At 65.8% G+C, this 12,576-nt stretch carries 13 protein-coding genes; 6 read left to right on the top strand and 7 right to left on the bottom strand.

The features are described 5' to 3' along the window. Positions 1-73: 73 nt before the first annotated feature. On the top strand, positions 74-1,132 hold the full coding sequence (gene hisC / locus Q0319_RS02170; RefSeq protein WP_296463594.1) for a histidinol-phosphate transaminase: 1,059 nt from the start codon (positions 74-76) through the stop codon (positions 1,130-1,132). A gap of 60 nt (positions 1,133-1,192) precedes the next feature. On the opposite strand, the gene purM is transcribed toward hisC, so the two are convergent. Beyond that, positions 1,193-2,242, bottom strand: coding sequence for a phosphoribosylformylglycinamidine cyclo-ligase (purM, locus tag Q0319_RS02165; RefSeq protein ID WP_299450611.1), 1,050 nt, complete (start codon positions 2,240-2,242; stop codon positions 1,193-1,195). A 370-nt stretch (positions 2,243-2,612) separates the two neighbouring features. On the opposite strand from purM, the gene hda reads away from it, so the two are divergent. From hda to Q0319_RS02140, 5 genes are all read left to right on the top strand, one after another. After that, positions 2,613-3,335, top strand: a complete 723-nt coding sequence (gene hda / locus Q0319_RS02160; protein WP_296463590.1) for a DnaA regulatory inactivator Hda — start codon at positions 2,613-2,615, stop codon at positions 3,333-3,335. Continuing rightward, a complete protein-coding gene (locus Q0319_RS02155; protein WP_296463587.1) occupies positions 3,332-4,024 on the top strand; it encodes an HAD family hydrolase in 693 nt (230 codons plus the stop codon). Before hda ends, Q0319_RS02155 begins: the two co-directional genes overlap by 4 nt. Continuing rightward, positions 4,021-5,412, top strand: a complete 1,392-nt coding sequence (gene pcnB / locus Q0319_RS02150) for a polynucleotide adenylyltransferase PcnB (RefSeq protein WP_296463585.1) — start codon at positions 4,021-4,023, stop codon at positions 5,410-5,412. Before Q0319_RS02155 ends, pcnB begins: the two co-directional genes overlap by 4 nt. After that, positions 5,409-5,900 carry a 2-amino-4-hydroxy-6-hydroxymethyldihydropteridine diphosphokinase gene (folK, locus tag Q0319_RS02145; protein ID WP_296463583.1) on the top strand — a complete coding sequence of 164 codons (492 nt, stop codon included), beginning with the start codon at positions 5,409-5,411 and terminating at the stop codon, positions 5,898-5,900. The genes pcnB and folK overlap by 4 nt, the downstream gene beginning before the upstream one ends. 103 nt (positions 5,901-6,003) lie before the next feature. After that, a complete protein-coding gene (locus Q0319_RS02140; RefSeq protein WP_296463581.1) occupies positions 6,004-6,621 on the top strand; it encodes an LON peptidase substrate-binding domain-containing protein in 618 nt (205 codons plus the stop codon). A gap of 85 nt (positions 6,622-6,706) precedes the next feature. On the opposite strand, the gene Q0319_RS02135 is transcribed toward Q0319_RS02140, so the two are convergent. The 6 genes from Q0319_RS02135 to Q0319_RS02110 all read right to left on the bottom strand — a co-directional run bounded on the left by Q0319_RS02135 (position 6,707) and on the right by Q0319_RS02110 (position 12,574). Beyond that, positions 6,707-7,330 carry a GNAT family protein gene (locus Q0319_RS02135; protein WP_299450603.1) on the bottom strand — a complete coding sequence of 208 codons (624 nt, stop codon included), beginning with the start codon at positions 7,328-7,330 and terminating at the stop codon, positions 6,707-6,709. Between the two features lie 66 nt (positions 7,331-7,396). Further along, a complete protein-coding gene (locus Q0319_RS02130; protein ID WP_296463576.1) occupies positions 7,397-7,909 on the bottom strand; it encodes a DNA-deoxyinosine glycosylase in 513 nt (170 codons plus the stop codon). After that, positions 7,906-8,700: a spermidine synthase gene (locus Q0319_RS02125; RefSeq protein ID WP_299450650.1), complete on the bottom strand. Its 795-nt coding sequence runs from the start codon at positions 8,698-8,700 to the stop codon at positions 7,906-7,908. The genes Q0319_RS02130 and Q0319_RS02125 overlap by 4 nt, the downstream gene beginning before the upstream one ends. A gap of 29 nt (positions 8,701-8,729) precedes the next feature. Then, positions 8,730-10,634 (bottom strand): molecular chaperone HtpG, encoded by a 1,905-nt coding sequence (gene htpG / locus Q0319_RS02120; protein ID WP_296463574.1) that lies wholly within the window; start codon positions 10,632-10,634, stop codon positions 8,730-8,732. A 185-nt stretch (positions 10,635-10,819) separates the two neighbouring features. After that, a complete protein-coding gene (locus Q0319_RS02115; RefSeq protein WP_299450648.1) occupies positions 10,820-11,374 on the bottom strand; it encodes an HNH endonuclease in 555 nt (184 codons plus the stop codon). Positions 11,375-11,485: 111 nt separating this feature from the next. Continuing rightward, positions 11,486-12,574, bottom strand: a complete 1,089-nt coding sequence (locus Q0319_RS02110; RefSeq protein WP_299450599.1) for an MBL fold metallo-hydrolase — start codon at positions 12,572-12,574, stop codon at positions 11,486-11,488. Positions 12,575-12,576 lie beyond the last annotated feature (2 nt).

Below are 12,576 nucleotides of genomic sequence, written 5' to 3'. Positions count from 1 at the left end.
CCGCCTCTGGCCCTGCTATGCTCAATGCTGGCGCGGCCCTTTGCCGCGCTTTGCGCTTTCGACGAAACGATTCATGAACAGGTACTGGAGCCGCGTCACTCAGCAACTGACGCCCTACGTCCCCGGCGAACAACCGCAGATCGACGGACTGATCAAACTCAATACCAACGAGAATCCGTATCCGCCTTCGCCTCGCGTGCTGGAAGCCATCCGCGATGCAGCCGGCGAAGCGCTGCGACGCTATCCCGACCCCGAGGCCACGTCCTTCAAGGCGGCGGTAGCAAGCTTCCACGGAGTCCCGGCCGATCACGTTTTCGCGGGCAACAGCTCTGACGAAGTGCTGGCGCACGTTTTCGTGGGCCTGCTCAAGCACGACCTGCCGCTCCTCTTTCCGGACATCACCTACAGCTTCTACCCGGTTTACTGCGGGCTGTACGGCATTGAATACTGCACCGTCCCGCTAACGGCGGACCTCTCCATCCGCGTGCAGGATTACGGCATTCCGAACGGCGGGATCATCTTCCCCAACCCGAACGCCCCCACCGGCCGCCTGCTGCCGCTGGACGACATCGAGGCCTTGCTGAAGGCCCACCCGGACTCGCCCGTGGTCATCGACGAGGCCTATATCGATTTCGGCGGCACCTCGGCCGTTTCTCTGGTCAGGACCTACCCGAACCTGCTGGTGGTCCAAACGCTGTCCAAGTCGCGGTCCCTGGCCGGCCTGCGCGTGGGCTATGCCATCGGCCAGCCGCACCTGATAGAAGGCCTGGAGCGCGTCAAGGGCAGCTTCAACTCATACCCGCTCGACCGGCTTGCGATCGCCGGCGCCACGGCCGCGATGGAAGACGTCGCCTATTTCGAGCAGACCCGCCGCGCCATCATGGCGTCGCGCACGCGCCTGGCGGAACAGCTGGCGCAGCTCGGCTTCGAAGTACTCCCCTCGGCGGCCAACTTTGTCTTTGCGCGCCACCCGGCGCACGATGGTGCCGCGCTGTTCAGGGGGCTGCGCGAGCGCAAAGTGCTGGTGCGCCACTTCAAGCAGCCCCGCATCGACCAATACCTGCGCATCACCATAGGAACCGACGCGGAGTGCGACGCGCTGGTTGCGGCGCTGCGCGAGATCCTGGGTTAAGGCCACGGGGCCGGACGCCCCGGGCGCCAGAGGCGGGGCCCCGCTCGCCCCGCCGCTTCGTCAGACGACGACCGTTTGCGCGGCACCCGGCTGCTGCTCGACGATCTCGCCAATGCGGTAGACCGTCTCGCCCTGCTCGCGCAGGGTCGCCGCCACGGCGTCGGCCTCCTGGGCCGAGACCACGAGGACCATGCCGATCCCGCAGTTGAACACGCGATGCATTTCGGCATCGGCCACACCGCCCTCGCGTTGCAGCCAAGCGAAGAGCTCCGGCATGTTCCAAGCATCGCGGTGCAGGCGGGCAGCCAGCCCGGGCTGCAGGATGCGCGGCACGTTGTCCAGCAAGCCGCCGCCCGTGATGTGGGCCAGGCCCTTGATGTCGTGCTTGGCGATGGCCGCCAGCACCTGCTTGACATAGATGCGGGTGGGAGCCATGACGACGTCGCGCAGGGGCTGGCCGTGGAAATCCTGGTCCGGTTGGGCGCCGGCGCGCTCGAGGATCTTGCGGACCAGCGAGTAGCCATTTGAATGGGCTCCGCTGGAAGCCAGCCCCAGGACCGCGTCGCCGACCTGGATGCGGCGGCCGTCGATGGCCTTGGATTTTTCCACGGCGCCAACGGCAAACCCCGCCAGGTCATACTCGCCATCGGGATACATGCCCGGCATTTCGGCCGTTTCGCCGCCGATCAATGCGCATCCGGCCAGCTCACAGCCCTTGGCGATGCCGCCGATCACGGTCGCGGCCGTGTCCACCGAGAGCCGGCCGCAGGCGAAATAATCGAGGAAAAACAAAGGCTCGGCGCCCTGCACGAGAATGTCGTTGACGCTCATCGCCACGAGGTCGATGCCCACCGTGTCGTGCTTGTTCCACGAAAACGCGAGCCGCAGCTTGGTGCCGACGCCGTCCGTGCCGGAGACCAGCACGGGCTCGCGGTATTTCTTCGGCACTTCAAACAACGCCCCGAACCCGCCTATGCCGGCCAGCACCCCTTCGCGCAGGGTGCGCTTGGCGAGTGGCTTGATGCGTTCGACCAGGGCATCCCCCGCATCGATGTCGACGCCCGCGTCACGATAAGTCAAGGAAGAAGCGCTGGGTTGTTGTGCGGACATGGAATGGACCGAAAATAGTGGGTTGGGCTCGCCCCGGGGGCGCGTTCTCGTTCGCCGGGCGGGAGGAAGCGGTATCTCGTTTCTGGCCGGCGCAGGCCCGCCGCAGGCGGGCGCGACCCCGCGACGCGGGCGATCGCAGCAAAAAAACAGCCAGGGAACGCCTGAAAGCTATAATTTTACGATGATTGGTATTTCCACGCAGATCAAAGGGTCTTACGGCGGGAAGGATCCCGCCGGCCGCCCTGCGTCAGCTACGAACCGCGCTGCCGCATTTGCGTTTCTTTCCTGCCTGCGCAGCCTTGCCCGGCCCGACCTGTCGCCTTCCAACGCCATGATCGTCCGACGCTGCGGGTCTTATTAGCCGCATTTCATGAAGCAGTTGCTACTCGACGTGCTCGCCGCGCCGGCACCGACCCTGGAAAACTACGTCCCAGGCCCCAATACCGAGGCCCTGGAGACGCTGCGCACCTTGCCGCCGGGCCGCGCCGTGTACCTGTGGGGTCCCGCGGGCTGCGGGCGCACGCACTTGCTGCGCGCCTTGTCTGCGCATGCCGGGGCCGTCTACCTCGACAGCCGCAGCCCGGTGTCGGCCTACAAGCGCGCCGCCCAGCCCGAAGATGCCGAGGCCCGGCCCGGCCTAGTCGCGATCGATGACCTGCACCTGCTCGATGAAGCTCGCCTAGGCGCTGTCTTCACGCTATACAACCGATGGCGCGAGTTGACGGCGACGGACATGGCCCTGTCGCTGATCGTTGCCGGCGAACTGGCGCCGGGACAGCTGGAAATCCGGGAAGACCTGCGTACCCGGCTGGGATGGGACCTGGTATTCCGCCTGGATGTCCTGTCCGACGCCGAGAAAACGGACGCACTCATCCGGCAGGCCGCGAGCCGGGGGCTGAACCTCGCTCCCGAAGTGGTCAACTGGATCCTCACCCACTATGAGCGGGACATGCGGCAGCTGACCGCGTTGCTCGACGCGCTGGACCACTACTCCCTGGCAGCCAAGCGGCCTATCACGCTTCCGCTCTTGCGTGCCATGCTGGCCGAGCAACATCAATCATCCTCTCCACAACCGCATTCTTCGTTGTCATGACTCCCACGCAAGCGCCGCCCGCACGCCTCGCCCTGTTCGACCTGGACCATACGCTGCTTCCGCTCGACAGCGACTACCGATGGGCCGACTTCCTCGCCCGCAGCGGGCACGTCGGCGACCCCGCGGCGGCCTGCGCCAAGAACGAAGAATTGATGCGCCGCTACGACGCGGGCGAACTGACTGCCCTCGAATCGGCCGAGTTCATGCTCGGCCTGCTGGCGCAGAACACGCCCTACGATCTCGCGCGCTGGCACGAAGAATTCATGGCCCAAGTCATCCGGCCCGCCATCACCGACCAGGCCATCGCGTTGGTGCGTCGCCACCTGGAGGCAGGAGACCTGTGCGCCATCGCCACGTCCACCAACTCCTTCGTGACGGCACCGATCGCCCGCGCCTTCGGCATCCCGACCTTGCTAGCGACCGAACCCGAATACGTGGCCGGCCGCTTTACCGGCCGCATACAAGGCATTCCCTGCTTCCGGGAAGGGAAGGTGACGCGCGTCAACCAATGGCTGGCCGAACGCGGCTGGCAACTGTCTGATTTCCAGCAGTCTTTTTTCTATAGCGACTCGATGAACGACGTCCCGCTGCTCGAGGCGGTGACCGACCCGGTCGCCGCCAATCCCTCCGACACGCTGCGCAAGCTTGCGCGCGACCGTGGCTGGCGCATCATGGATTTGTTCGCATGATCAAGAAGCTCATCAGCAAACTCTTTACGCCACGGGCAGCGCGCCCCATCCTGAGCGTCCGGCGGCATGCACCGCAGCGCGTCCCGCAATCCAAGCATGGCATCGATCGCCGGCTCGTCTCGCGACATGCCATCAAGGTCTGCGACGTACTGCACGAGCACGGATACCAGGCCTACATCGTGGGCGGCGCGGTGCGCGACCTCATCGTCGGCGCCCAACCCAAGGATTTCGACGTGGCTACCGATGCCACGCCCGAACAAGTCCAGGCGCTGTTCCGCCGCGCCCGGATCATCGGCCGCCGGTTCCGCCTCGTGCACGTGGTGTTCGGACAGGAGATCATCGAAACGTCCACGTTCCGGGCGTCCAGCTCCGACGAGCAGACCACCGACGAGCACGGCCGCATCCTCCGCGACAATGTATTCGGCACCCTGGAAGAAGACGCGGCGCGCCGGGACTTTACGCTGAACGCGCTGTATTACGACCCGGCCACCGAGATCGTCATCGATTATCACAACGGCGTTGCCGACCTAAAGAAAAAAGTCATCAGCATCATCGGGGATCCGGCCAAGCGCTACCGTGAAGACCCGGTGCGCATGCTGCGGGGCATACGCTTTGCGGCCAAGCTCGGCTTCACCATCGCGCCGGCCACGCTCGCGCCGATCCGCGACATGGCGCATTTGATCGAGAATGTGCCGGCCTCGCGGCTGTTCGACGAAATGCTCAAGATGCTGACCTGCGGCCACGCGATGGACTGCCTGCGCCGCCTGCGCGCCGAAGGACTGCACAAGGGCCTGCTCCCGCTGCTCGACGTCGTGCTCGACCAGCCTGACGGCGAACGCTTCGTCGAGCTGGCGCTGGAACGCACGGACATGCGCGTGCGCAGCGGCAAGTCGGTCAGCCCGAGCTTCCTGTTCGCGGCGCTGCTCTGGCAACAGGTCAACCAGCGCTGGCAGCAATACCGGGCCGCTGGTGAACTCCCCATCCCGGCACTGGGCATGGCCGTGGATTCGGTATTGGACGACCAGACGGAAAAACTCGCCATACAGCGCCGCTTCGTCTCCGACATGCGCGAGATCTGGTTCATGCAGCCCCGCTTCGAGCGGCGGCAAAGCAAGGCCGCCTGGCGCATGCTGGAGCAGCCCCGCTTCCGCGCCGCCTGCGACTTCCTGCAGCTGCGCGCGGCCGCGGGCGAAGTGGACGCGCAGCTGGCGCAATGGTGGATGGATCTCGCGGACGCGAACGACGCCAAACGCGCCGCCATGCTGGACGAGCTGGCCAGGCAACCCCGTGCGTCCGGAGAAGGATCCGGCCGCAAACGCCGCCGGCGCAGCGGCCGTTCGCGTGCGGGCGGCGGAACCGAAGGCGGCGCCACGCCGGTGGCAGGATGAGCGACGCCGGCGGGCATACGGCATGGGTGGCGCTCGGCGCCAACCTGGGCGATCCGCTCGCCACGCTGCAACGCGCGCTCTCCGAGCTCGCCGCGCATCCCCACATGCGCCTGGAAGCCCGGTCGCACTTCTACCGCACCGCCCCCGTGGAATCGAGCGGGCCTGACTACGTGAACGCCGTGGTGCGCCTACGCACCGCGCTGGCGCCGCTCGACCTGCTCGACGCACTCCAGGGCATAGAACTAGCCCACGGACGCGAGCGGCCCTACCGGAACGCCCCACGCACGCTGGATCTCGACCTGCTCGCGTACGATGACCTCCAACTGGATACGCCCCGGCTCACCCTGCCCCATCCGAGGATGCACGCGCGCGCTTTCGTGCTGCGGCCGCTGGCTGACATCGACCCCGACCTGGCACTGCCACGGGGCCGCGTCCGCGATTTGCTCATGGCATGCGCAGACCAGGACGTCTCCCAGCTGGCCGACTAACCCGACCGTAGCAACGCTTGCTTACGCCGTTTCGGCCACATCCTTGCCTGGGGGACGCGATAACGCGTTATCCTGGCGGCAGGGCCATCCCCCGCGTGCTGCCATGAATCCGATACCTCTCTTCCCCCTCAGCCGGGCGCTCTACCCAGAGGGCATCCTACACCTGCGCGTCTTCGAAATCCGCTACCTCGACATGGTCAAACAGTGCATTGCCGAACAAAGCGAGTTCGGCGTCGTGCCGCTGCTGGCCGGCAACGAGGTCCGCACCCCCGAAGGGAAAGAAGTCCTCGCCGATTTCGGCACCATGGCGAAGATCGAACGCTGGGACGTGCCCATGCCGGGGCTCATGCAACTGCGCTGCGTGGGCACGACGCGTTTTCGCCTGCTCTCGAGCGAGCAGCGCAAGTACGGGCTTTGGGTCGGAGAAATCGAGTGCTTGCCCGATGATCCCCCGACACCGATACCCGAGTCCCTGCAACCCAGCGCCAACACCCTCGGACGCCTGATCGCCGACATGCAGCAAGAGCGGATACCGGTCGCCGAGATGCCATTCGCCCCGCCGTTCCGCCTGGACGAGTGCGGGTGGGTCGCCAACCGCTGGGCGGAGCTGCTGCCGCTCCTGCCGCCCCAGCAACGCCACTTGCTGGCCGACGGCGACCCGCAAAGCCGGCTGGGCCAGATCCAGGACATCCTGAAGCGACGGAAGCTACTGGTCGGCTGAAGGGGGCGGCGGGCGGCGCACGCCTATGGGCGCGCCCATCGCGACACTAGGCACCCCACCCGGACACGCGGCGTGCCGGCCCTTCTCAATGCGGCAACGGCTCCAGGCGCGGCGTAATGCCGCCTTGCGTCAGCCGCAGCTCCAGCGCGGCCCGCACTTGCGGCCATTCTTCTTCGATGATGCTGTACATGGCGGAGTCACGACGCCGCCCGTCCGGCATGATGCGATCCTTGCGCAGGATGCCTTCGAGCTTTGCGCCCAGCCTTTCGATGGCACGGCGGGATTGTGCATTCAGGGCATCGGTCTGCAATTGCACCCGCAGGCATCCCAGGTACTCGAAGGCATAGCGCAGCATCAGGTACTTGGCCTCGGTATTCACGAAGCTGCGCTGCCACGAGCCGGCGATCCAGGTATAGCCAATCTCCAGTTTGCGATGCGCGCGGTCGATGCGGCAATAGCGCGTGCTTCCGACGAGCTTGCCCCCGTCGCGCAGGGTCGTCGCAAAAGGAATGGCCTCCCCGGCATCCCGCGCCGCCAGGGCGACATCGACGTAGTTCTGGGCCGACGCCAGGTCGGCCGGAATATGGGTATACGGCGTGCGCCAGACGTCGCCGTCACGCGCCGCCTCCGCCAGGCTGGCTGCGTGCTCTCGCGTCAAAGCCTCAAGCACGACCTTCTCGCCCGCCAGCGAAATCCGCAAGGCATCCATCCTCTCCCCCGGAAAAGCGATGCGCCATTGTAGAAGCGAGCGGCCGGCAACAGCGCAGAATCGGCTTCACTCGTCGAACAGCATCCGCCATTGCGCGAGCTTTTGTTCAAAGCTATGCAGGGCTGCAGCAGGCGAGGACGAGGGGAGCCGGTATACCCGGTATCCGTGGTCGGCCAAATGGCGGCCCAGCTTCCACGAGAGCCCGCCGTTAAAGCCTATGCGCGATACACGAGGCGCGTGCTCGCGCAGATATGCGGCGAGGGGATTGGCCTGCGCATCGGTGACGCTGGCGTCGAGGCTGCCTTGGCGGCGGCAACGGGCGACCACGTCCCAGATGCCTACGCCGCGCGCGAGCAACGTGCGCAATCGGTCCGGATACGGAAGCGCGGCGAGCTCGATGCCCAGGCAGGCACCGAGCAGGCGCCAGAACTGGTTCCGCGGGTGAGCGTAATACTGGCCCTGCGCCAGCGAGGCCACGCTCGGAAAACTGCCCAGGATGAGGATGGACGTCTCGCGATCCAGCACTGGCGGAAAACCGCTGAGCGCGCCGTCACCGTTCGTCGAGCGATCTGCCTTCATGGCGCTGCCGACTGGATCCGTCCCAACTCGGACGCCAGCGAGCGGGCCCATTTGCGGGCCGGCAAACCGTAGCGCCGTTCGACCTCCTCGGCCCGGGACAACAGTGTGGACGCGTCGACGGCGAGCGGTGGGCCCGCCAAGGCGATGGCCACGCGGTTACCCTCCTCGATCTCGGGCAGCATCAACACGCGTCCCTCGAACGCTTCTTCGAGATTGCGACGATTGAGTTCAAAACTTTCGTGCGCACCGAACAGGTTGACGGTCACCACGCCAGCCTGGCGCGCATGGGCGCTGACCACGCGGCGGCAGCCGCGGTAAAACGCCACAGAGTCGCGCACCGGGCCGCGCGCCTCATGGTCGTACAAGTCCACCATCAAGACGCGGCAGCTGCCGCGGTTGGCAATGTCCTGCACCCATTCGCCGGCGTCCGCGTGCGTCACAAGAAAACGTTCGTTCTGCTCCGGCAGCCGGAAATAGGCGTGGCATGCGGCCGTCACGCGGGGATTCCATTCGACGGCGTGCACTACGCTGTCGGTGTGCTTGAGGCAGAACCGCACCAGCGAACCGGCGCCCAGCCCTAGGGCGCCGATGGCCTCGGGGCGCTCTGGTGGTTCGAGGAACAACAGCCACGCCATCATCTGGCGCGTGTATTCGAGCACCAGCGAATACGGGCTGCGCACCTTCATCGCCCCTTGTATCCAGGGGCTGCCGAAATGCAGATACCGGATCCCGTCTTCTTCGGAGAAAGTGGGATCGTCGAGTTCGCTGGGGCCGGCCGAGGCGGGACGCATCCGCCCGGCGGCGCTGCGGCGACCGCGGCTCAAGACTGGCTCAGCAGCAGGCTGTTCATCCGGCGCACGAAGGCCGCCGGGTCTTCGAGGGTGGCACCTTCTGCCAGCAAGGCCTGGTCCAGCAATAGCTTGGCCCATTGCTCGAACGCTTCGTCCGGCGCGTCTTTGATGCGCTCGATCAACGCATGGTGCGGGTTGACTTCGAGGATGGGACGCGTCTCCGGCGTGGCCTGCCCGGCCGCCTTGAGCAGGCGCTGCAGGTGCTGGCTCATTTCGTGGGTGTCCACCACGACGCAGGCAGGCGAATCGACTAGGCGGAAAGTCACGCGCACGTCCTTGACCGCATCGCCCAGCGTTTTCTTCAGGCGCTCGACCACGGGCTTGAAGGTCTCGGAGACTTCTTCCTGCTGTTTCTTCTCTTCCGCGTCGGCCATCGCACCCAGGTCCAGCCCGCCTTTGGCGATGGAGACCAGCGGCTTGCCCTCGAACTCGCGCAAGAAGGACAGCATCCATTCGTCGATGCGGTCGGTCAGCAGCAGTACCTCGATGCCTTTCTTGCGGAAGATTTCCAGGTGCGGGCTATTGCTCGCGGCGGCGAACGTCTCGGCCGTGACGTAGTAGATCTTGTCCTGCCCTTCTTTCATGCGGGAGACGTAATCGGCCAGGGAGACGGTCTGCTCGGGCACGCCCTCATGCGTCGAGGCGAAACGCAGCAGCTTGACGATGCGCTCCATGTTGGCCGCATCCTCGCCCACGCCCTCCTTGAGCACCTGGCCGAATGTCTTCCAGAAGGTCGCATAGTCTTCCTTGCGATTCTCGGCCAAGTCTTCGAGCAAGCCCAGGACGCGCTTGGCGCTGCCCTCGCGGATCGCGCGCACGTCGCGGCTCTCTTGCAAGATTTCGCGGGAAACGTTGAGGGGCAGGTCGGCCGAATCGATGACGCCGCGCACGAAGCGCAAGTACGTTGGCAGGAGCTGCTCGGCGTCATCCATGATGAAGACGCGCTTGACGTACAACTTGACGCCGTGCTTCTGGGTGCGGTCCCAGAGATCGAAGGGGGCGCGCTTGGGTATGTATAGCAGCTGGATGTACTCGGTGCGGCCTTCGACCCGGTTGTGCGTCCAGGCGAGCGGGCCTTCGAAGTCGTGCGCGACGTGCTTATAGAACTCGACGTACTGCTCTTCGGTGATGTCAGACTTGTTGCGCGTCCACAGGGCGCTTGCCTGGTTGACGGTTTCCTCTTCGTCCTTGGTCACGTATTCGGACTTCTTCTCGTCCCACTCCTCCTTCTTCATCCGGATCGGGATGGAGATGTGGTCGGAATACCGGCGCAGGATCTCGCGCAGCCTCCATGACGACAGGAATTCGTCCTCGCCTTCGCGCAGCGTCAGGATGATGTCCGTGCCGCGCTCGGCCTTCTCGGCGGGCGAAATCGTGAACTCGCCGTCGCCGGTGGACTCCCAGCGGATCGCTTGGTCCGCGGGCAGTCCCGCCCGGCGGCTGACGACGGTGACTTTCTGGGCCACGATGAAGGACGAATAGAACCCCACGCCAAACTGGCCGATCAGCTGGGCATCCTTCTGCTTGTCGCCCGTCAGTTGCTGGAAGAACTCACGCGTGCCCGAGCGGGCGATGGTTCCGAGATTGGCGATCGCCTCTTCCCGGCTCATGCCTATCCCGTTATCGGAAATCGTAATGGTGCGCGCAGCCTTGTCGAAGCCGACGCGTATCGCCAACTCCCCGCTGCCCTCCAATAGCTCGGGGCGGTCGATGGCCTCGAAGCGGAGTTTGTCGCAAGCGTCGGAGGCGTTCGAGACGAGCTCGCGCAGAAAGATTTCTTTGTTGCTGTACAGCGAATGAATCATCAAGTGCAGCAACTGCTTGACTTCGGTCTGGAAGCCCAGGGTCTCGGAGGTTTGTGCGGTCTGGCTCATGTCGTCGAAAGGCATCCTGCCCGCCCTGCACGGCGGCGGCCAGCGGCACGGCCGGCCGGGCCGCGGCGCCCGCGACGGACGGCGCAGGTGATGCACTGTGATGAAACGGAATGTTGTTGGCGGGCGACACGCCCTGGCCGCCACATGGGGGCGGCTAAAAATATTTCAAGTGTAGCCGGTCCGGATCAGGCGGCCAGGCGGCTGGTGGGAGGCACCCCGGCCATGAGGAATTCCATCTGGTCGGCCAGGATGCGGCGGTTGCGCAGGATCATGCCCTCCCAGCGATTGGGCCGGTAAGGCAGATAAAGCAGCGGCATCCCCGCCTGTTCCGGCGTGCGGTTGCCCTTGCGCTGGTTGCAGGCCCGGCAGGCGGTGACGACGTTTTCCCAGGTCGTGGTGCCCCCGCGGGACTCAGGGCGGACGTGTTCGATGGTGAGTTCCGACTCGGGGAAACAGCCGCCGCAGTAGCCGCAGATGTATCGGTCGCGCGCGAACAGCCGCTCGCGGCTGATGCTGATGGACGCCGCCCGGTCGCCGCGGAACTCACGGCCGCGCACGGCGATGATGCTGGCGGTGCTGACGGTGGAAACCTGCCCCGTCAACCGGTTGGTGCCGCCGCGGTAGGTGACCGTGGTTTCCCCCAGTTCCCATGCCACCCGGCCCGCGACGTGCAGGCTGATGGCCTTTTCGATGTCCACCCAGTGCACCGGCGTACCGGCCACATCGAGCGCGAGAACCAGATGCGCCACAGCGTCCTCCTCAACGGATTGCCTATCGCTATCTCTGACTGTTTTTTTATACAGCCCATCAATGACCAAATCAAGACAAGGCCGCGACGGGCAGGAGGGAGGTCAATCCCCGGGCGCCCGCACCAGCCAGCGGCCGTCACGCAGGATGCGGGTTTCGCCATGGCGCATGACGAAGAACTCCTCGGGCGGCACTTCGGCGTAACGCATGGCCCGGGCCAGTTCGTGCGGCGGCTGGTCCAGGGGCTCGTCGGTCAGCTCGAAGGTTCCCCAGTGGATGCCCACCGAGGCCTTGGCCCGCACCTCGCGATGCACCTGCACGGCTTCGGTCGGGTTCATGTGGTGGACGCGCATGAACCAACGCGGCGCATATCCGCCTATGGGCAGCGCCGCCAGGTCGAAGGGGCCGGCGCGCTCGCCGATGGTGGCGAGGTCCCGCGAATAGCCGAAATCGCCGCCGAACAGGAAATTAAAGGCCGGCTCCCGGGTCCGGACGGCCCACGCGCCCCACAGCGTCGCGCTGCGGTCGAAGGGGGTGCGGGCGCTCCAGTGCTGGACCGGCAGCAGCGTGAAGACGGCGTCGCCCACGATGGTCTGCCCCCACCAGTCCAAGGGCCGCAGGTCCACGGCCTCGGGCACATTCTTGCGGAACCAGACGTCCACGCCCAGCGGCACCATGAAGACCGGAGGCCCGCCCCGTTGCTTGGCAAGCGCCCTGACCGACGCGAGGTCGAGGTGATCGTAGTGGTTGTGAGAGATGACCACGGCGTCGATCCGGGGAAGGTCCTCCAGCGCGACGCCCGGGGGCTGGTGGCGCTTGGGACCGGCGAAGCTGACGGGCGAGGCCCGTTCCGAAAAGATCGGGTCGGTCAACAAATTGAACTGCCCCAGCTGCACCAGTAGCGTCGAGTGGCCGATCCAGGTGACGCGCACCTCGGAAGACGGCTCCTTGAGCCACGCGACGTCGGCCACGACCGGGGTGAGCGACTCCTCGGGAGGATGCGGCAGGCCGCGCATCCAGCGGTCGAACTGCCACCGCCAGAAATCCACCTTGCCCGGGGTAGCGTGAGAGTACAGGTTGCGGAAACCCTGCTTGGTGTGATGCGGCTGGTTGGGATCGTAGTACGGATTGACCGGAGAGCATCCTGTCAACGCCCCCGCCACCAGAACCGCCGCCAGCCACTTGCCCATCATGA

This window comes from uncultured Pigmentiphaga sp. (assembly GCF_937950555.1).
Taxonomy (GTDB): domain Bacteria; phylum Pseudomonadota; class Gammaproteobacteria; order Burkholderiales; family Burkholderiaceae_B; genus Pigmentiphaga.
The sequence above is the reverse complement of the archived record's forward strand: the minus strand, read 5'-3'. Positions and strand labels throughout refer to the sequence as shown.

Bases quoted from the DNA above. Each gene is read 5' to 3' on its own strand.
- Q0319_RS02130 (WP_296463576.1), bottom strand. From the start codon at position 7,909: ATGAAGGCAGATCGCTCGACGAACGGTGACGGCGCGCTCAGCGGTTTT.
- pcnB (WP_296463585.1), top strand. From the start codon at position 4,021: ATGATCAAGAAGCTCATCAGCAAACTCTTTACGCCACGGGCAGCGCGC.
- Q0319_RS02110 (WP_299450599.1), bottom strand. From the start codon at position 12,574: ATGATGGGCAAGTGGCTGGCGGCGGTTCTGGTGGCGGGGGCGTTGACA.
- Q0319_RS02140 (WP_296463581.1), top strand. From the start codon at position 6,004: ATGAATCCGATACCTCTCTTCCCCCTCAGCCGGGCGCTCTACCCAGAG.
- htpG (WP_296463574.1), bottom strand. From the start codon at position 10,634: ATGAGCCAGACCGCACAAACCTCCGAGACCCTGGGCTTCCAGACCGAA.
- Q0319_RS02125 (WP_299450650.1), bottom strand. From the start codon at position 8,700: ATGCGTCCCGCCTCGGCCGGCCCCAGCGAACTCGACGATCCCACTTTC.
- Q0319_RS02135 (WP_299450603.1), bottom strand. From the start codon at position 7,330: ATGGATGCCTTGCGGATTTCGCTGGCGGGCGAGAAGGTCGTGCTTGAG.
- hisC (WP_296463594.1), top strand. From the start codon at position 74: ATGAACAGGTACTGGAGCCGCGTCACTCAGCAACTGACGCCCTACGTC.
- purM (WP_299450611.1), bottom strand. From the start codon at position 2,242: ATGTCCGCACAACAACCCAGCGCTTCTTCCTTGACTTATCGTGACGCG.
- folK (WP_296463583.1), top strand. From the start codon at position 5,409: ATGAGCGACGCCGGCGGGCATACGGCATGGGTGGCGCTCGGCGCCAAC.
- Q0319_RS02155 (WP_296463587.1), top strand. From the start codon at position 3,332: ATGACTCCCACGCAAGCGCCGCCCGCACGCCTCGCCCTGTTCGACCTG.
- hda (WP_296463590.1), top strand. From the start codon at position 2,613: ATGAAGCAGTTGCTACTCGACGTGCTCGCCGCGCCGGCACCGACCCTG.